Source organism: Mesorhizobium sp. WSM4846 (assembly GCF_055811415.1).
Genome location: NZ_JBVVPZ010000001.1, coordinates 372418 through 389836, shown reverse-complemented (window position 1 = coordinate 389836; position 17419 = coordinate 372418). Strand labels below are relative to the sequence as shown.

Sequence of the window (17419 nt, the reverse complement as noted above, 5' to 3'; positions counted from 1 at the left end):
TCCCTCTAGGGTTGTGCCCTTCCTGAAAGCATCGAAAGCGCCCAGAACCGCGCGTTAAACTTTCCGGCCTATGCTGTCTCGACACATGACTCAGGCTGGCAACATCCCGCAAAAACGGCTTCTCGCCCGGATCGGCGCTTTCGTCGCCGAGCGACGGCGGCTGGTACGCGACTATCTTTCGGCGATCAGTGGCGCGGGCGGGCGGCTGGTGTTTTCGCTCGCCTATTTCATCGCGCTGGCCAACACGCTGTCGATCGCCGAGTTCGGCATGTTTGCCACCGCTTCGGCGGCCGGCGTGATGCTGTCGCGCATCCTGGCCTTCGGCTTCATCTCGGCGCTTTACCGAACCGCCACCATCCGCCCCAATCTGATCGGCACCTTCACGGCCGGCTTCCTGCTGTTTGGCGCGATATCGCTGCCGTTGCTGGCTGCCGCCTCCTACGGCGTCTACCTGGTCTTCTTTGCCGGCACCGTGCCGCTGTCGGTCTTTGCGGCGATCGTGTTTGCCGAGGCGTTGCTGTGGCGGCCGGTCGAGGTGGCGCTGATCGTCAACAACGGTCTCGGCAAATTCGGTCGCGCCGCCCTGCTGACGATCCTGGCGACGGCCTTGCGGGCGCTCGGCGCCGTGCTGTTCATGTTCGCGGCGCAGCCGACCATAGGAGCCTGGTCCTGGTATTACATCGGCACCAACGCCGCCTCGCTGCTCATCGCCTTCGGATTTTTCTATCCGCGCCAAAGGCTGCGGCTGCGGCTGGCGCTCTATGTCAGGCGGCTCGCCGATTCCATCTACGTGGCCGGGGCTGAGGTGCTGTTCTACCTGCAGATGGAATTCGACAAGCTGCTGGTGCTGGCGATCGGCGGCCCGCACCTCGCTGGCATCTACGCCATCATCATGCGGCTGGTCGACCTGACGGCGATCCCGATCCGCACCTTCTCGATGATGTTGGTGCAGCGTATGATGCGGGCGCCGGAACTCTTGTCGCGCTTTTCGGTCAAGAGCGGCATCGAAGGCGGCGTGTTCGCGGTCTCGACGTTGGCGCTGGCGGCACTCGGCATCGTGCTGCATTTCTTCCCCAACGCGCTCGGCAGGAATGTTGCGGAGGCCGCCCCTTTGGTGGTGGTGGCGATCTGCGTGCCGGGCCTGCGCAATCTCGTCGAATACCAGGCCGAGCTTCTGTTCGCGCGCGGCCAGACGCTGGTGCGGGCGATCAACCTGGCGCTGCTTGCCGGGCTGAAGGCGGTCCTGCTGACCTATGTGCTGACCCATATCCTGGACACGCCCGATCTGGTGCTCTCGCTCAATCTCGTCTTCCTGCTGCTCTATCTCGCCTCGGCGCTGCTCACCTATTCGGCGATGCGCAGGCCGGCGAAGCCGGTCTAGGTCGACCAGCTGGCTGCCGTCGATGCCGAGATGGGATGGACACTTCGATTCGTTGGCAGTAGTCGCTGGCGATGGGACGCCACAAATGATCACGCGTGGTTTACAGGTGAAGGCCGTTATAGCAATCAAGCTCCAAAATGGGGGTCTACGAAGTAATCGGCGACGGCGGGGCAGTCGACGAGCCCGATCGGGAGGTTCTGTCGCCGGACAGTCCGACATCACGGCATTTCTTGTTCTATTTTCGAGATGAGACCATCGAGGTTGTCGCCCGAGACTGGTCGTTCACTCGAAAAATGCCGGGTGTCGGGTAGCGGTGCACCTTGCCGCCGCTTCTCCAGAGCGACGTTCGCGCCCCGACTGCTACCGGCCCGTTGCGGCCGTTTATCGTTCAGCCCGCGTCAGTTAGGCATCGCGCAGCAGTGTGCTATCGGGCAGATGAGCCGGGCCAACAGAGTGATGAGATGCGTCTGAGGAATTGCCACAACTTCCATGACTTCCGCAGCATGGCCAAACAGCGCCTTCCCCGACCGATCTTCAACTACATTGACGGTGCGGCCGATGACGAAGTCACTTATCGGCGCAACAGGGCTGCCTTCGATGACTGCGACCTGGTGCCGAATGTTCTGCGCGGCGTGACCAATGTGGACATGTCGGTGACCGTCATGGGCCAGAAGCTAGCGATGCCGGCCTACTGCTCGCCAACAGCGCTCCAGCGCCTGTTCCACCATCAGGGCGAACGTGCGGTGGCGGCAGCGGCGGCGAAATATGGCACGATGTTCGGCGTCTCCTCGCTCGGCACCGTCAGCCTCGAAGAGGCGCGCCAGATCAGCAATGGGCCGCAAGTCTACCAATTCTACTTCCACAAGGACCGCGGATTGAACCGCGAGATGATGGCCCGGGCCAAGCAGGCGGGAGTAGAGGTGATGATGCTGACGGTGGACAGCATCACCGGCGGCAACCGCGAGCGTGACAAGAGAACGGGGTTCGCCATCCCCTTCAAGCTCAATCTCGCTGGCATCGCGCAGTTCGCGGTCAAACCGTCATGGGCGATCAACTACTATATGCATGAGCGGTTCCGGCTGCCACAGCTCGATGGCCATGTCGACATGGGCGGCGGCGCGATGTCGATCAGCCGCTACTTCACGGAGATGTTGGACCCCTCCATGTCGTGGGGCGACGTTGCCGAGATGGTGCAGCACTGGGGCGGACAGTTCTGCCTGAAAGGCATCATGTCGGTCGAGGATGCCAGGCGTGCGGTCGAGATTGGCTGCACCGGAATTGTCCTCTCCAATCACGGCGGTCGCCAACTCGACGGCTCGCGTACCGCGTTCGACCAGCTTGCCGAGATCGTCGATGCGGTGGGAGACAGAATCGATGTGATGATGGATGGTGGCGTGCAGCGCGGCACCCACGTGCTCAAGGCCCTGTCGCTGGGCGCAAAGGCCGTCGGATTGGGCCGCTACTACCTTTTCCCACTGGCGGCCGCCGGGCAGGCCGGCGTCGAACGCGCGCTGGAATTGATGCACATCGAGATTGAGCGTGGCATGAAGCTGATGGGCTGCACCTCGGTCAACGAGCTCACGCGACGGAACCTGCGCTGCCGTCAGTAACAGGCGACTTCCCACCCTTTCATCACCTCCTACCGGGGTAAATGGGAAGGTCGGGGCCTAAGCCCGGTCGCTAAAGGGCGATGAGTTTTGATCCTCGGACTAATCGAGCCCGATCAGGCGGCGGATGCGGCCGACGTCGGTGCCGATGAACGACTGCATGCCGATGGCCACCTGTTGCGGCGCCATGGCGGCTACGAAACGGCGGAACTCGTCATCCGACAGCGCCTCGCCCGTCCAGTGGACGCGGCAGAACTCCTCCGAGCCATGGAAATGGCCGGCGCCGGCGAGCACGTCGTCGACATAGCGGCCGTAGATCATGCATTCGGAGAATTTGCGCGCCGCACCGATGACTTCGACCCAGTTGCGGCCATGGATCTTCTCGATCCGCGCGCACAGCGCCGTCACGGTTTCGCGGCGCCAGGCAATCAGCGTCGAAATGTAGTCGTGGGTCGAAACCTCCGATGGCTCGATGCCAAGCGCCGAACCGGCATTGCGCGACCAGATGCGATGCTCCTCATGACCGTCACCGGACAGCACGCCGTCGCGGCGGAACAGCCGCACCTTGCCATCGCGCCAGAAGCCGCTGCAGTCGAAAGGTTTTAGGAACGCCACGTCGGAATCGCAGAAGACCAGCACGTCTTCGCCGGCATGCGCCGATATCGCGATGCGGCGAAGCTGCTGCACATGCCAGCCGCGCAGCGGTTTGGTCTTCAGGCTGAGCCAGATGCGCCGGCGGAACAGGCTGAGCGGATCGTCGAAGGCATGCAGCCAGCGCGGCAACAGGTCCCGCTCGTCGACGATGGTGCGGCGATTGTTCTCCAACTGACGAAACAGCGCCACGTCACGATGCTCGACAAGAATATAGTGGTGCGCCACGCCGGAAACGTAGCGGTCGATTGTGTCGCACAGCAGGCGGCAGCGCTCCAAATCCGGCGCATAGCTTGCCGTCACGACCGCCGCCGTCGGCGTCCGGTGGAGGAAATCGGCCTCGGTGTCAGGGCGCGGCACGAACCGGTTGTTCAATGATCTGCTCCGGGGCTTGCTCTGGGGCGAGTTTTGGCAGCAGCGGGCCTGTGCAAGAATTTCTGGCCGATGACGCGCCACAGGAACAGGGGATTGCCGACCACATAGCGGCGCCAGAGACGGCCCGGTTCGATGCACAACCGAAACAGCCATTCGAGCCTGAGCCGACGCATCCACAGCGGCGCCCGCGGCACCGTGCCGCTCAGGAAATCGAGCAGCGCGCCGACGGCGATCGGCAGCGTGCAGTGGCGCGCGTCGATGTGGCGCGCGATCCATAATTCCTGGCGCGGCACGCCCATGGCGACAAGCAGCACGTCCGGCCGCAATCTGGCGATGCGATCGACGATTGCCGGCTCCTCGGCGGGAGAGAAATAACCGTCATGGATGACTACGAACCGGTGCTGCAACGCGAGCGCTGCCAGCTTCTTCGACGCCGCCTCGGCGTTGACACGGGTCGCGCCGAGCAGCCCCACGGTCAGCGGCCTGGCGGACGCCTGCAGGAAGGCAGGGATGAAATCGGTGCCGTTGAGATTGTCCGGAAACGATGCTCCGTAAAGCAGTTTCGCCGCCAGATCGACGCCGACGCCGTCCGGCAGGATGAGAAAATCGTCGAGCGCCTCGGCAACGACCGGGTCCGTATAGGCGACATTGGCGTTGTGCGCGTTGAGAAAGGTGACCTTGGTGAAGCGCCGCTCTGCAATCAACCGGGTCAGGTGCGCGACCGCATCGTCCCAGCGGATGGCAAGGACCGGGATGCCCAGGATCGATTTCAAGCTGTCGGCCCCGAAAACGGCGCGGGCGTTGTGCACATTCATGCAAACATCTCCTGGCCGACAGGCCCGAGCTTTTCCAGGCCGAGCCTGATTGCGGCATCGAGCGCCTTCAGCTGCCGGCGGTGGAAAGCGCTGCCGTCGACGTCCCCGACATCAGCCACTGCTGCTTCAAGGGCGCCGGCGAAGGCGACCGGATCATCGGTCACCACGCAATTGACCGGGCGATGGTCGATGCCGCGCAGCGAATGGCTGGTGGCGACGGAAGGCAGGCCGAGCTCGAAGGTTTCGATGGTCTTGAGCTGCACGCCGCTGCCGGAGGTGCTGATCAGCGGGATGACGGCGGCGCTGCGCACGAAAGCCTGCGCGTCCGGCACGCGGCCGACGAATTCGACGCCGGGATGCGCGGACGCGAGGCCGGACGGCATGCCGCCGGCAATCCTGACCCGGAAATCGGGCCTGAGATGCGGCACTACCTTTTCCAGGAACCAGTCGAGGCCGATGCGGTTCGGCTGCCAGGTCCAGGTGCCGATCAGCGCCGCGTCGCAGTCGATGCGGCGCGGGGTTTTTTGCACCGGCGGCTCGGCGCAGGTCACCAGCGGCAGCACCGCCGAACGGTCGTCGGAGGCGACGCCGAGCGCTGAGCGATCTTCCTCGGCCAGCGTGAAGACGAAGCGTGCCCGGCGGCAGAGCCGTTCTTCCACAGTCTTGAGCAGCCTTGCCTCACGGCGAAACAGCAGGCGCTGGAAAAGGCCGCCGGCGGCAGCGGCGTTCTCACGCGCCGAACGATGCTCGACATTGTGGGCGACGAAGATCGACGGCCGGTCGCCGAAAAGCCTTTCGAAGGCGCCGGCGAACTGCACGGAATTCAAGACGTAGCCGTCGAAAGGGCCGGCGCGTTTGACGGCGGCGCGGACCTCGCTGTCGTTGACCACGCGCAGCTTGACCGACGCGAAAGTGAGGTCGGAGAGCATCGCCCTTGCAACCCAGGCGAGCTTTTGCAGCGATGAGGCGGTTTCCGTGCGCACATCGACGGCGCCGAGTACGATGGTGTTTTGCGGATCGCTCGCAGGCTTGCCCGGCCAGGTGAAGCCGATCACCGTGACCCGCGCGCCGGCGCGCCGCAACGCGGCGATGATCGCGGCATTGGCGATCTCGTAGCCCGAGGCAAGGGCCCCGTCGGGCACGATCGATGTGGCGAACAGCAGATGCATCTCACCTTCCAGCGCTGATTGGTTAGCAAGGCGCGGTGAAGCCTTGATTAAGTGAAGCTATCTGGTGGCCCGGCGTTGCCGATTTGCCGGCTTGTCCGCGAAGGTGATTAACGAAACGTTATCATCACGGATGCTATCGAGAGCCGAACTCACCAATCCCGGGCTGGACACGGATGATCCCTTTGCCATCGGACGGTTCGGTATCGATCGCAGGGCGGTCGCCGGGACTTGTCGCCGCTGCTGTCGAGGCGGTCGTTACGCTGCCGACCTTCAAACGGCCCGAGCAACTGCTGGCGACGCTGGCATCGCTCAAGGCCCAGGAAACCGGCATACGTTTCGCAATCATCGTCATCGAGAACGAAGCTGAGGCGCGCGCCGGCGCCAGGGCGGCGCTGCCGCTGTTCGAGGGCGGCGACATCCCGGGCATGGTGATCGTCGCGCATGAGCGCGGCAATTGCAGCGCCTACAATGCCGGCTGGCAGACGGCTATCCTCCACTTTCCTGACTTCAGCCACCTGCTGGTCATCGACGACGACGAGATCGCCGATCCGCAGTGGCTCGAGCGCATGTGCCATGCGGCCGAGACGCTCGGTGCCGATATTGTCGGCGGCCCGCAAATGCCTGTGTTTGCCGACGCGGCCCATGCCAGTTGGGCCGAGCACCCGGTCTTTGCGCCACCTTATCGGCAGACCGGGCGGGTGCCCGCGCTGTATTCCTCCGGCAATTTGCTGGTCGGCCGCAACGTGCTCACCGCCATGGGGCCGCCCTTCCTCGACCTGAAATTCAACTTCATGGGCGGCGGCGATTCCGATTTCCTGAGCCGGGCGGCACAAACAGGTTTTGTGCTTGGCTGGTGCGCCGAAGCGCAAGTGCATGAAACAGTTCCGGCCCGGCGCATCGAGGCCGACTGGATCCGTGCCCGCAGCCTGCGCAACGGCGTCATCTCGACACTGGTCGAGAAGAAGAAGCGGGCCGGCACGCCGTTCGCCGGCACCAGGGTTTTCTTGAAGAGCCTGGCGCTGCTTGCCGTCTCGCCGTTTCGCGGCGCGGCCATGCTGGCGCGGACGCGGTCGTTGGCGACGGCCTTATACCCAATCCATGTCGCTGTCGGCCGCGTGCTTGCCGAATTCGGATACGCCAATGAGCAATACCGGCAGCCTGAGAAGAACTGAACGCGCGCCGCTCAGCGCGGCCTTCACACGCGACGGTGTCGCGACTGCGGTCGCCGCGCTGCTGTTCACCGTCATCCTGGTGTCGTTCCGTCCGTTCCAGCCGGCCGGCGCCGCAACGACCGGCGATGGCGGCGACATCGTCAACCAGCTCGGCTTCGGCTCGCTTGGCGCGATCTCGGTCTTCTCGCTCATGGCTTTTGCCGACCCGCGCGTGGTGCGCTCGCTGCTCAGCCCGTCCTGGCTGCTGATGCTGGCTTTCCTGATGTTCTCGGTGGTGATGGCAACCGATCCGCCGTCGGCCATGCGCGCCGCCTTCTTCACGCTGATCGGCATTTTGACGATGGTGACGATCCTAGCGCTTCCGCGCGACGCCGAAGCTTTCTCGAAAGTCATCATCTTCACCATCGTCGTCGTCATGGGCCTGTCCTATATCGGGCTCATCGTCTTTCCAAACGAGGCGCTGCACACCGCCGCGTCGCTGGAGCCGGAACATGCCGGCCTGTGGCGCGGCGTGTTCACCCACAAGAACATCGCTGGGCCCGTCATGGCCTGCTTCAGCTTCGCCGGGCTGTACCTCTACCGGCGCGGACAGCGGCTCTGGGGCGCATCGATCTTTTGCGCAGCGATGATCTTCATGCTGCACACCGGTTCCAAGACGACGGCCGGACTGGTGCCGTTTTCGATCCTGATCGTCGTGCTGCCAAGCCTGATCGGCATGCGGCTTGGCACGCCGATCCTGTTCGCGCTGGCCATCATCGCCGCAGCGATCGGCACGCTGGGCATCGTCTTCCTGCCGCCGGTGAAGCATCTGGCGGCACTCTATTTCCCCGACCTGACCTACACTGGGCGCACGACTCTTTGGGAGTTCGCCGGCGAGATGCTGGCGAAGCGGCCGTGGACCGGCTACGGCTTCGAGAGCTTCTGGGGCACGCCGCTGCTGTTGAACCAGGACCAGCCATTCGACCGCGCCTGGGACATCAGAACCATCGTGCACGGCCATAACGGCTATCTCGACATCGCGGTGCTGATGGGCATTCCGGCTTTGTGCGTGGCGGTCTACACGTTCCTTGTCGCGCCGCTGCGCGATTACATGCGCATTCCCTTGCGCAAGGAGAACATCTATCTCGGCGACTTCTTCATGATGGTGGTGCTGTTCGCAGCGCTGAACGCCTTCCTCGAAAGCTTCTTCTTCCATCGCGCCGACCCGGTCTGGCTGTTCTTCGTGTTCGGCATGTTCGGCCTGAGGCAAGTGTCGCTGCGGCCGATGGCGGTTCGTGGTCCGTCCTGATCCTCCGTCCCAACAGGGCTTCCCCGCCCCGCCACGAACGTCTATGGGAAGCCATCTTTTGGTTTGAGCATCGGATTTTTGCCAAAACCGGTACCCACTTTTGGGTCCGATGCTCTGCGGAGGCTCCAATGACGATCAAGCTTGTCCTCGCCGGTTGCGGCAATATGGGCTACGCCATGCTTTCCGGCTGGCTGAAATCGGGCAAGCTCGCCGCGGCGGCGGTTTTCGTGGTCGAGCCCAATGCCGATTTGCGCAAGCGCGCCGAAGCGCTGGGCTGCAGTGCTGCCGCGGATGCCGGCGGCATTCCGGCGGACGCGGTGCCGGCCCTCGTCGTCATTGCGGTGAAGCCGCAAGTGATCCGCGACGTGACCGCCGCCTACAAGCGCTTCAATGATGGCCGCACCGCCTTCCTCAGCATCGCCGCCGGAACGCCGGTCGCCACTTTCGAGGCCATTCTGGGCGATCGCGCGCCGATCGTGCGCTGCATGCCCAATACGCCGGCGGCGATCGGCAAGGGCATGATGGTGGTGTTTTCCAACCGGCTGGTTTCCATCGATACGAAACATTTCGTTGCCGATCTGCTCTCGGCGAGCGGCGAAGTGACAGATATCGACGACGAGGGCCTGATGGACGCGGTGACGGCGGTGTCAGGGTCTGGCCCGGCCTATGTCTTCCATTTCATCGAAGCACTGGCGGTGGCTGCCGAGACGGCCGGGTTGCCAGCCAAAACCGCCAGGCTGCTGGCCGTGCAGACGGCCTATGGCGCCGCCTCGCTCGCCGCCGAAAGCGGCGAAGATCCGGGCGTGCTGCGCCAGCAGGTGACCAGCCCCAACGGCACAACGGCCGCCGCACTTGCCGTGCTGATGGGCGAGGACCGGCTAATCCACCTGCTCACCGAAGCGGTGGAGGCGGCACGGCTGCGGTCGATCGAACTGGGAAAATAGCGGCGGCTTTGCGAGTCGCCGGCGGCGAAGGTCGACGATCAGTTGCAATAACAAACGTTCCGTAGCGATCCTTCGCGCCCCCCTCTGTCCTGCCGGACATCTCCCCCACTTGGGGGGAGATCGGACGTCACGCCGGCTTTCGCCTATCTCCAACATCGCACTGGTGAGTGGCCGCCAGAAGCTGCCAATCTCCCCCCAAGTGGGGGAGATCCCAAGTTTTGGCAAAGAGGGGAGGACAGAGGGGCGCGCTGTCCCGCCGGCATCAAAATTCTGCGCACTACCCCGCCCCGTACAGCATCTCGTCCTGCAGCCGGCGCAAGGCGAACAGCCTGGTGCTTGGGTCTGGCGCGGCATTGCCTGATGTCAGCAGCTCGCCCTTGCTGACCGGTCTCAGCACCTTGCCGCCTTCGAGCAGGCCGACCGGCACGGCGCGGTTGGTGCGGGCCTCTTCGACAGCCATGGTCCAGGAGCGGTAGCAGGTCTCGCCGATCGCGTCGAATGTCTCTCCCGCCGCCAGATCGCGCTTGGCCACGGCGCAGACCTCGGCAACCGGCCTCGGCAGCGGCACCATGTCCGGCTTGCCATAGAGCGCGATGCGCGCGGCGGTGAGCGGCACTTCCAGCGAGGTCAGATGATAGGGCCGGAAGAAGCTGTAATAGGGTCCATGGCCGATATGCAGATCGTCCATGCGCTCGATGATGCGCGGATGCGTCGCCTCGACGATGACGAACACGCCGGGCGCCACGCCTTTGCCGATGGTGTAGTCGACGACGCCCTTCCTCGACAGGATGCCGCCGTCGGCGCGCGGGATGAGCACCTTGGCCAATTCATCGCGGGCGGCCTTGGGACCGTGCATGCCGGCAATGTCGGGCACCAGCCCGGTGGCGTTGGCGATGGCGCACATCTCGACCATGGTCTTCGAGCCGTCGACGAACTCGACCAGCATGCGCGGGTTCATGTTGCGGCGCAGCGCTTCCGCGCGATAGTCGTCGGGAACCGCGTCATGGTTGAGCGGGTTGTTCTTGCCCTTACCGGCCGAGACGATGGTGTAGCCGAGTGCTGCGGCGAACTCGATCAGTTCCATGCAGCTTGACGGCTCGTCGCCGGCGCCGACCGAATAGACGACGCCGAGCCGGTCGGCCTGCTGCTTCAGATAGCAGCCGATGGTGACGTCGGCCTCGACGTTCATCATCACCAGATGCTTGCCGTGCTCCATCGCCATCAGATCGAAATCGGCGGCGACGCCGGGCTTGCCGGTGGCGTCGATGACGACGTCGATGAGCGGATTGGTGACCAGCATCTCGTTCGAGGTGATGGCGATTTTTCCGCTCTCGATCGCCTCGCTGACTTTCGACGGCGTATCAGCCTCCCGTGCCATCGTCTCGTCGCCATAGGCGATGCGGACGGCGCCCCGCGCCGTGTGCGGGCGCCGGGTCGAGACGGCGCAAACCGAAATGCCCGGCATCAGCATGCCTTGCGTCACCAGGTCGGTGCCCATCTCGCCGGAGCCGATGACGCCGATGCGCACCGGACGGCCTTCCGCGGCGCGCTTGGCGAGATCGCGGGCAAGCCCGGTCAGGGCGACATTGGTCATGCGCAAGTCCACTGCTTTTGATTTGAAGGGGAATAGCAGGGAACGGTGACCTTTTGCCAACGAAACCGGCCCTCGTCGGCAATTTCTTGCGCATGACCCCGGGAACTGGAAGAAGCTGGTTCAGCGTCGGCGGATGGCGAGGAGCGCAGCTAACAAATCGAGTGAAATTCTTAGTCATTTCTTTATGCATCGCTGCTTGAATAGGCAAATGGGATGGGGTGGCGGTACCTTCAGGCGTTTTTTTAGCTGTCCGCTACGAAATAGCGAGAGCGGCAACGTTGCTATTATTTTTGCCCTGTCTTTGCCGATTATTGTCGGCGGAGCGGGCCTCGGTGTCGAGACTTCCTATTGGTATTACAGCAGCCTGAAGCTACAGGCGGTGGCGGATGCGGCAGCCTATGCTGGCGCTTTGGAAAAAGTTTCGGGATCCGACAAGCCAACGATTGTCTCGGCCGCGACGCTATCAGCGACCACGAACGGCTGGGGACCATCGACCGGCACAATCGAGGTCTTCACGCCTCCATCGTCCGGACCGAATGTCGCAAAAAAGGCGGTCGAGGTCATCGTCCATCAGACGCTCGATCGATTTTTCACATCGATATTCACGCAAAATGCGGTTGTCGCACAGTCAAGGGCGGTGGCTCTTATCACGGATGCTTCAAAGGCCTGCATTTTGGCGCTCAGTCCTTCCGCTTCGAAAGCGGCACTCTTTTCCGGCAGTTCGACCACAAAACTGATTGGCTGCTCCGTCATGTCGAATTCGATGGCTTCGGACGCCATCAAACTTCAGGGATCGGCCAGCCTTGATACCGATTGCCTGATATCGGCAGGCGGTGTTTCGTTGAGCAACGTCGTGACGACCGTTTGCGCCAGCCCGATAACTCAGGCGTTGCCCGCTGCCGATCCTTTTGCCGACCTGCCGGCGCCAGTGGCCACGAACCCCTGTCAAAACAGCAATCAGTCGACCTTGCAACCTGGAACATACTGCAAGGGACTGACCTTGAGCGGCAATGTAACGCTCTCGCCCGGGGTATACGTCATTCAGGGAGGCGATTTCAAAGCGAGCTCGAATGCAAATATTTCCGGCGAAGGAGTTATCATCTATCTGGCCGGCACCTCCGGCGTCAGCATGAACGGCACGGCCACTGTCAAGCTTAGCGCACCGACGTCAGGCACCTATTCGGGTGTGCTGTTTTACGGCGACAGAGCAAACCTGGCGGGATCGAACACGTTTAATGGCACGGCGGATTCGCTTTTGACAGGCGCCCTGTATTTTCCAACACAGGAGGTCGATTATCTCGGCAATTTCTCGGGCAAAAGTGGTTGCACACAGGTCGTCGCCAGGACCGTGCAGTGGTCTGGGAACACAAGCATCAACCAGGATTGCACGAGCCTCGGGATGCGAGAGATTCCGGCGACGCAGTCCGTTCGGCTTGTCGAGTAATCTTCGTGAAACGGCGACCAGTCCGAATTTTCCGGAGCGATTCGGGTGTTGCTGCGGTGGAGTTTGCACTGGTTGTGCCGATCCTTTGCCTGGTACTTCTTGGCGTCATCAACGGCTGGTCTTTCGTATCAAGCTCGTTGTCGATGCGTGCAGGCGTCAAAACGGCAGCAAATCTTGTGATGCAAGGAGCAGCCAACGACGCGGCCACCCAAGCCGTTGGCCTTTCGAGCTGGGAAAACCGCCCCGAGGACGCGCAGGTTATATTGGCGCGCAAATACATGTGTGGGAGCACCGTGGCCGATCCATCGATGCTGTGCGACGATTTGAAAGTTCCCTCGGTCTTCGTTGAAATACAAGCGACGGCCACCTGGTTCCCGCCCTTCAGTTTTGGCGTGTTTTCCTTCTCGCGCGAACTCAGTCATCAACAGGTGATTCGTGTCCGCTAAATGGAGAGCATTCTCGCGTAATGGATCAGGCGGAGCTGCGTTGGAATTCGCGCTGATCGCACCTTTTCTAATAATACTTTTGTTCGGTATCTTCGCATTCGGCTGGGCTCTGAATGCCATGTCCAGCGTTCGCTATACGCTGGAAACGTCCTCGCGGGCGCTGCAGATGAAGAACTCGCTGACCGAGGCCGAAATAGAGGCCATAGCCACAGAAAAATTGCTGGGTTTGGGATTGAAAGATGTCGATGTGACGATAGCAATCGACCCTCCCAGCGGCGGCTTCCGCATGGCGCATCTCACGGCCAGATATGCTTTCGTGATCGAGTTCCCGTACTTCGACCAATATCCGATCAATTATGCGACAACTGTCACAGTTCCCTTGGTCGGATCGTGAGAGCGTCCAACAGCGCCTTTACGCAACAGGCGGTGGGGCGCCGATTGATTCGTTAACACCGGCCGCGGGATGGCGGCGATCGGTGGCGTGAGTGAACGGGTCGTCGTCGCTACAAAGACACGTTTCTGGACAGGACAGCCAACACCGCACTAGGCCGGACAGGCTCGCCACGCTTACGGAGTGATGCCGTCAGAGCGCCGGCAAGCGGCCGGGCATACGGAGCGGCAACTTGACGAGGCCCAGTCTTTCAAATTGAGTGAAATCACGATTAATAGAGAACCGGCACAAGACAGATGGGCGAGACACATATGGCATGGGATGAAAGAAAGATCGGTCACGGCAAGGGCCACTATTTCATTCAAATGGGCCTTGCGCTGCTGGTGCTCGTCTTTCTCATCGCCCTGCCGCTCGCCTTTCTTCCCGAAGATATCAGGAAGTTCTACCTCAGCGAGGGCGGTCCCATCGAAGTCTTCTCGGCCGCCGGTTACCTGATCGTCGTGGCGACGCTTGTGCGGGAAATGTCCTATCGGGAGTTGCTCAAGCGCTGGTATCTCGTCGCCATAGCGATCGCGATGTGCCTGCGCGAGTTGGACTTCCATGCGCATTTCACCACCCACAACATCACCAAGACCACCCTCTACATTTCGCCTGACGTTTCGCTGTTGGAAAAGCTGATCGGCGCGACGGTCGTTATGGCCCTCGCCATTGCCTTCTATTTTCTCCTCAAAGACGGCTTCCGTAGCTTTGTGCAAGGGCTTCGCCACGGCGAGGCGTCTGCCGTTGCCATTGCCGCCGCTATCGGTTGCGCCGTCCTTTCGAAGGTCATCGACGGGGCGCCGTCAAATCTCACATTTCTCGGCATCCATCTTGCCCGGAACGATACCTCGACAGTGTTCGAGGAAATCCTCGAATTGGGGATTCCGGTCTATCTGGCCATCGCGGCATTCGCGGCCTTCCCGACGCAGGATGGTCTCACAAGAAGAGCCGCGGGGCAGGTCGCGCCAAACAAGCCGGGATCCGTCACCTGATTGCTCTGCACAGAGGATTTGGTTCTTCGACTGAGCCTGAAAGGGACTGTGAGCGGTCGCTGCCGAGCGACCTCCAGCTCCCAATCCTATAGAGGTTTGCGACCTGCCACGGTCTGGTCCGCCGCGGCACTGCCTCTATTTGCTTGAGAAGCAGGCGAGGCAAACATGTGGGATGTGGCGAAAGAGGGCTGGACGCTCCTTAAGGAGAGCATTGTCGGCTTCATCAATGACAATGCCTTGAGCCACGGCGCAGCGATGGCGTTTTATGCCACGACCTCGCTTGCGCCGATCCTGCTCATCGTTGTCGCCATCGCAGGCATGGCCTTCGGAAAAGATGCCGCACAACTGGCGCTTTCGGCCCAGCTGGCGGGCCTGATGGGTCCGCAGAGCGCCGAGCTTTTGCAAGCGACAATCGAGAACGCGTCACAAAAAGAGGCGGGAACTCTTGCCAGCATTTTGGGGCTCCTCACGCTGTTGGTTGCCGCATCCGGCGTCTTCGGCGAAATGCAGGTTGCCCTGAACGAGATCTGGAAAGTCAAACCGGTTGGCACATCGATTTCACGGCTCGTCCGGGCGCGCGCTGCCAGCCTGGGTCTCGTCGCGGCGCTTGGCTTTCTGCTGCTGGTATCCCTCGTCGTAAGCGCTGCAATTTCGGCGCTTGGCGATATCATCAACGCATATCTGCCCTTTGGCACCCTCATCCTGAGCGCAATCAACGGGATCGTGTCGTTTGCCATGATCGCCCTGTTGTTTGCGGCAATCTACAAGATACTGCCCGACCGCGCGCTGCAATGGCGCGACGTTGGCGTCGGCGCCGTAGCGACGGCGTTTCTCTTCACGATCGGCAAGTCACTGATCGGCTGGTATATCGGGACCAGCGCCATCGCTTCGTCATACGGGGCAGCCGGTGCACTGCTCGTCGTGCTGCTGTGGGTCTTCTATTCGTCCGAGATCTTTCTGTTGGGCGCCGAATTTACACGAGCCTACTCGGTTCGATATGGCAGCCGGTCCGACCTGGAGGCGACCATTGAAGCAAGTAAATCGCAAACAGAAGCCGGCGACGGCGGCCAGGATCGAAAAGTCTAAAACGAAGTCGTCGGCTAGATTGTTTTCCGCAGTCCGCTCACTGCGTCCCTAAGCCATTTCCAGCATCAACACTGGCGCTGAGACGCCCGGCGCGGCGCCCCGAGGCGAGCATGGCCTTGGGGACATCCGGTCGGAGCGACGCGCGAAGCTCCTTCGCCGCAGCCACCAGCCTGACGCGGTTGCTTCCATATCTCTTGATCAACTGATGGACTTGCGCTGGGGTGATGCCGTTCTGTCGGGCAAAATGCCTTACCATATAAGCTTCGCTGCCGGAGATCCGATCCCGGTGGCGGGGATAGAGCTTCGCCGCGTCGGCTGTCATGCTTACTCTCCTTTGGTCACGTTTGCTCACGACGTACGATTGGCCAACGCAAAACGGGCGAATTCGTTGCCGCATGCGACACCAATGCAGTTCGCTCTTTCGCCGCAGGCCCGAGCGCCCGGCCAAAGCAATCGGGTCGAAGCACGTATCTGGTTAAGTCCATACGTCGATTTTTCGAGACTCAGCCCTCAGGCACGCGCATGATATGGGCAGGGAGGAAAAGCCATGCGCGAATTGCCAAAGAGCATTGACGCAGACGTTGTAATCGAAATCAGCAGGTTGCTCGACGACCGTTCGAAGTCGGCACCAGTGCCAGTCCACAAGCTTGCCTCGATGATCTCGAATAGTCTCGAGACCGATCTGCCGACAGCTTCCATCGAAGAGTTGATCGTTGAAATGGCCATGACCCGCCAACTTCCGATGCTGTTCGATCTGCCGGGGGCGGATGCAGACAACGTCATATCGATAGCCTTGGCGCGCGCCAGCTGATCCGGCTGAGGGACCTTTCCGGCGAGTGTGATTTCAAGACGCGGATCGTTCCCGTCCTGCTCCAATTCGCCCCGCTGGCTCCGGCCGGCGGCGTGTTTGCCGCGTCGCCAATGACAATCGTCATCGGCAATAATCGTCATGGCGATCCGCTGTTTGGGAACATGTGGTGTCCAGTTGCATTTCCTCTAGACAACAAAGGAGGAATTCATGAACTGGGATCAAATCAAGGGAAAATGGATGCAGTTCAAAGGCCAGGCCAAGGAGCAATGGGGCGACCTTACGGACGATGACCTTGATCGCATCGAGGGCAATCGTGACCAACTCGCAGGACGCATTCAGGAGCGGTATGGAATCGCCAAGGAAGAGGCAGAGCGCCAGGTAGACGACTGGTCCAGAAGCCTCACCTGAGTCTTCAATATCCAGGCTGCGCCGTCGATCGGCGCGCCTTCGTCGTCCTAGCTAGGGCGAAGCAAGGAGCGAAGCGACGGGGCGCAGACCCTAGGATCCATGCCGTTACCTCAGAGCGTCACGACGGTGCAGAACCGTTGATGGCGGAGGGAGGCGCCCCCCTCTGTCCTGCCGGACATCTCCCCCACTTGGGGGGAAATCGGATGTCGGGACCGCTTTCGCCAATCTCCGACGTCGCAAAGAGGGCGCCCACAGTGACATTGCCAATCTCCCCCTTGTGGGGGAGATGTCCGGCAGGAGAGAGAGAGGGGTGCGCTGTCCCGCCAGCATCAAAATACGATCGCCGCGACGCCCCGATGTCACGATCGGCTAGCGCGCCGATTGTCTCTTGGCTTGCACGGCGACGGCGGTGAGGAAAGCCGTTGCGGCAGTATCGCACGCCGCTCGGGACGGGCTATAGGCGAAAAGGATCAGCTCGGCAGCCCTTGTCGTAAGGCCGTGCTTTTTAGCGAAAGCAGTTATTTCGTAAGGCTTGTCGTGGTCTATGGCCAGTTCGTAGTCTTCATTCATTGCTTCCTCCCGTTTGCGACGTTCCTCGCCTTGGCCCCTCCGCGGCGCAAGGATTAACTTCCCCGGTCTTGAGAGAGTCTACCAATTAGAGATTGCAAAAGGCCTGCGGCGCAAGTCCGCTGCTTTTTTCGCGGCCATGCTGCCGACAGAACCAAGAACAGCGGGCCAGCATGGATGATCAATTCGGCGCTAGCCGCGCCGATCTGTTCATCAGTCCGTCTGATACGGCCGTCTTG

At 61.8% G+C, this 17419-nt stretch carries 18 protein-coding genes; 12 read left to right on the top strand and 6 right to left on the bottom strand.

Features of this window, described 5'->3' with window-relative positions; all coding sequences use genetic code 11:
- Positions 1-85 precede the first annotated feature (85 nt).
- Together AC0L15_RS01970 and AC0L15_RS01965 are read left to right on the top strand one after the other, a co-directional pair.
- On the top strand, positions 86-1381 hold the full coding sequence (locus tag AC0L15_RS01970; RefSeq protein WP_473495836.1) for a lipopolysaccharide biosynthesis protein: 1296 nt from the start codon (positions 86-88) through the stop codon (positions 1379-1381).
- A gap of 461 nt (positions 1382-1842) precedes the next feature.
- Complete coding sequence (locus AC0L15_RS01965; protein WP_287246513.1) at positions 1843-2991, top strand: alpha-hydroxy acid oxidase; 1149 nt, start codon at positions 1843-1845, stop codon at positions 2989-2991.
- A 99-nt stretch (positions 2992-3090) separates the two neighbouring features.
- On the opposite strand, the gene AC0L15_RS01960 is transcribed toward AC0L15_RS01965, so the two are convergent.
- From AC0L15_RS01960 to AC0L15_RS01950, 3 genes are read right to left on the bottom strand one after another with little or no spacing between them, the layout of a single operon-like run.
- Positions 3091-4014: a DUF6492 family protein gene (locus tag AC0L15_RS01960; RefSeq protein ID WP_128247758.1), complete on the bottom strand. Its 924-nt coding sequence runs from the start codon at positions 4012-4014 to the stop codon at positions 3091-3093.
- Positions 4011-4829 carry a WecB/TagA/CpsF family glycosyltransferase gene (locus tag AC0L15_RS01955; protein ID WP_287067502.1) on the bottom strand — a complete coding sequence of 273 codons (819 nt, stop codon included), beginning with the start codon at positions 4827-4829 and terminating at the stop codon, positions 4011-4013. Before AC0L15_RS01955 ends, AC0L15_RS01960 begins: the two co-directional genes overlap by 4 nt.
- Positions 4826-5998 carry a glycosyltransferase gene (locus AC0L15_RS01950; RefSeq protein WP_287246512.1) on the bottom strand — a complete coding sequence of 391 codons (1173 nt, stop codon included), beginning with the start codon at positions 5996-5998 and terminating at the stop codon, positions 4826-4828. Before AC0L15_RS01950 ends, AC0L15_RS01955 begins: the two co-directional genes overlap by 4 nt.
- A 173-nt stretch (positions 5999-6171) precedes the next feature.
- On the opposite strand from AC0L15_RS01950, the gene AC0L15_RS01945 reads away from it, so the two are divergent.
- The 3 genes from AC0L15_RS01945 to proC all read left to right on the top strand — a co-directional run bounded on the left by AC0L15_RS01945 (position 6172) and on the right by proC (position 9402).
- A complete protein-coding gene (locus AC0L15_RS01945) occupies positions 6172-7170 on the top strand; it encodes a glycosyltransferase family 2 protein (protein ID WP_287246511.1) in 999 nt (332 codons plus the stop codon).
- Positions 7139-8458 (top strand): O-antigen ligase family protein, encoded by a 1320-nt coding sequence (locus tag AC0L15_RS01940; protein WP_287285108.1) that lies wholly within the window; start codon positions 7139-7141, stop codon positions 8456-8458. The genes AC0L15_RS01945 and AC0L15_RS01940 overlap by 32 nt, the downstream gene beginning before the upstream one ends.
- Before the next feature lie 128 nt (positions 8459-8586).
- Entirely contained in the window at positions 8587-9402 is an 816-nt protein-coding gene (gene proC, locus AC0L15_RS01935; protein WP_287246509.1) for a pyrroline-5-carboxylate reductase, read from the top strand.
- A 277-nt stretch (positions 9403-9679) separates the two neighbouring features.
- Here the strand turns inward: proC and AC0L15_RS01930 are convergent, their stop codons facing one another.
- The gene (locus AC0L15_RS01930; protein ID WP_287246508.1) at positions 9680-10996 is read right to left on the bottom strand and encodes an NAD(P)H-dependent oxidoreductase; all 1317 of its coding nucleotides are present in this window, start codon (positions 10994-10996) and stop codon (positions 9680-9682) included.
- 133 nt (positions 10997-11129) lie between these two features.
- Here AC0L15_RS01930 and AC0L15_RS01925 point away from each other — a divergent pair, with 133 nt between their 5' ends.
- The 5 genes from AC0L15_RS01925 to AC0L15_RS01905 all read left to right on the top strand — a co-directional run bounded on the left by AC0L15_RS01925 (position 11130) and on the right by AC0L15_RS01905 (position 15394).
- Entirely contained in the window at positions 11130-12440 is a 1311-nt protein-coding gene (locus AC0L15_RS01925; protein WP_287246507.1) for a pilus assembly protein TadG-related protein, read from the top strand.
- 56 nt (positions 12441-12496) lie between these two features.
- Complete coding sequence (locus tag AC0L15_RS01920) at positions 12497-12886, top strand: TadE/TadG family type IV pilus assembly protein (protein WP_287067487.1); 390 nt, start codon at positions 12497-12499, stop codon at positions 12884-12886.
- Positions 12887-12926: 40 nt separating this feature from the next.
- Positions 12927-13280 carry a TadE/TadG family type IV pilus assembly protein gene (locus AC0L15_RS01915; RefSeq protein WP_287067486.1) on the top strand — a complete coding sequence of 118 codons (354 nt, stop codon included), beginning with the start codon at positions 12927-12929 and terminating at the stop codon, positions 13278-13280.
- A gap of 308 nt (positions 13281-13588) precedes the next feature.
- A complete protein-coding gene (locus AC0L15_RS01910) occupies positions 13589-14308 on the top strand; it encodes a hypothetical protein (RefSeq protein WP_473495835.1) in 720 nt (239 codons plus the stop codon).
- Between the two features lie 165 nt (positions 14309-14473).
- A complete protein-coding gene (locus tag AC0L15_RS01905) occupies positions 14474-15394 on the top strand; it encodes a YihY/virulence factor BrkB family protein (RefSeq protein WP_287246504.1) in 921 nt (306 codons plus the stop codon).
- A 37-nt stretch (positions 15395-15431) separates the two neighbouring features.
- Here the strand turns inward: AC0L15_RS01905 and AC0L15_RS01900 are convergent, their stop codons facing one another.
- Positions 15432-15716 carry a DUF3606 domain-containing protein gene (locus AC0L15_RS01900; RefSeq protein WP_287067479.1) on the bottom strand — a complete coding sequence of 95 codons (285 nt, stop codon included), beginning with the start codon at positions 15714-15716 and terminating at the stop codon, positions 15432-15434.
- A gap of 225 nt (positions 15717-15941) precedes the next feature.
- Here AC0L15_RS01900 and AC0L15_RS01895 point away from each other — a divergent pair, with 225 nt between their 5' ends.
- Positions 15942-16205 (top strand): hypothetical protein, encoded by a 264-nt coding sequence (locus AC0L15_RS01895; RefSeq protein ID WP_287246503.1) that lies wholly within the window; start codon positions 15942-15944, stop codon positions 16203-16205.
- A gap of 207 nt (positions 16206-16412) precedes the next feature.
- Positions 16413-16613, top strand: coding sequence for a CsbD family protein (locus tag AC0L15_RS01890; protein ID WP_023800267.1), 201 nt, complete (start codon positions 16413-16415; stop codon positions 16611-16613).
- A 369-nt stretch (positions 16614-16982) separates the two neighbouring features.
- Here the strand turns inward: AC0L15_RS01890 and AC0L15_RS01885 are convergent, their stop codons facing one another.
- Positions 16983-17183: a hypothetical protein gene (locus tag AC0L15_RS01885; protein WP_036263866.1), complete on the bottom strand. Its 201-nt coding sequence runs from the start codon at positions 17181-17183 to the stop codon at positions 16983-16985.
- Between the last annotated feature and the right edge of the window lie 236 nt (positions 17184-17419).

Bases quoted from the DNA above. Each gene is read 5' to 3' on its own strand.
- AC0L15_RS01945 (WP_287246511.1), top strand. From the start codon at position 6,172: ATGATCCCTTTGCCATCGGACGGTTCGGTATCGATCGCAGGGCGGTCG.
- AC0L15_RS01965 (WP_287246513.1), top strand. From the start codon at position 1,843: ATGCGTCTGAGGAATTGCCACAACTTCCATGACTTCCGCAGCATGGCC.
- AC0L15_RS01970 (WP_473495836.1), top strand. From the start codon at position 86: ATGACTCAGGCTGGCAACATCCCGCAAAAACGGCTTCTCGCCCGGATC.
- AC0L15_RS01955 (WP_287067502.1), bottom strand. From the start codon at position 4,829: ATGAATGTGCACAACGCCCGCGCCGTTTTCGGGGCCGACAGCTTGAAA.
- AC0L15_RS01910 (WP_473495835.1), top strand. From the start codon at position 13,589: ATGGCATGGGATGAAAGAAAGATCGGTCACGGCAAGGGCCACTATTTC.
- AC0L15_RS01925 (WP_287246507.1), top strand. From the start codon at position 11,130: ATGGCGAGGAGCGCAGCTAACAAATCGAGTGAAATTCTTAGTCATTTC.
- AC0L15_RS01895 (WP_287246503.1), top strand. From the start codon at position 15,942: ATGCGCGAATTGCCAAAGAGCATTGACGCAGACGTTGTAATCGAAATC.
- AC0L15_RS01885 (WP_036263866.1), bottom strand. From the start codon at position 17,183: ATGAATGAAGACTACGAACTGGCCATAGACCACGACAAGCCTTACGAA.
- AC0L15_RS01900 (WP_287067479.1), bottom strand. From the start codon at position 15,716: ATGACAGCCGACGCGGCGAAGCTCTATCCCCGCCACCGGGATCGGATC.
- AC0L15_RS01905 (WP_287246504.1), top strand. From the start codon at position 14,474: ATGTGGGATGTGGCGAAAGAGGGCTGGACGCTCCTTAAGGAGAGCATT.
- AC0L15_RS01940 (WP_287285108.1), top strand. From the start codon at position 7,139: ATGAGCAATACCGGCAGCCTGAGAAGAACTGAACGCGCGCCGCTCAGC.
- AC0L15_RS01950 (WP_287246512.1), bottom strand. From the start codon at position 5,998: ATGCATCTGCTGTTCGCCACATCGATCGTGCCCGACGGGGCCCTTGCC.
- AC0L15_RS01890 (WP_023800267.1), top strand. From the start codon at position 16,413: ATGAACTGGGATCAAATCAAGGGAAAATGGATGCAGTTCAAAGGCCAG.
- AC0L15_RS01930 (WP_287246508.1), bottom strand. From the start codon at position 10,996: ATGACCAATGTCGCCCTGACCGGGCTTGCCCGCGATCTCGCCAAGCGC.
- proC (WP_287246509.1), top strand. From the start codon at position 8,587: ATGACGATCAAGCTTGTCCTCGCCGGTTGCGGCAATATGGGCTACGCC.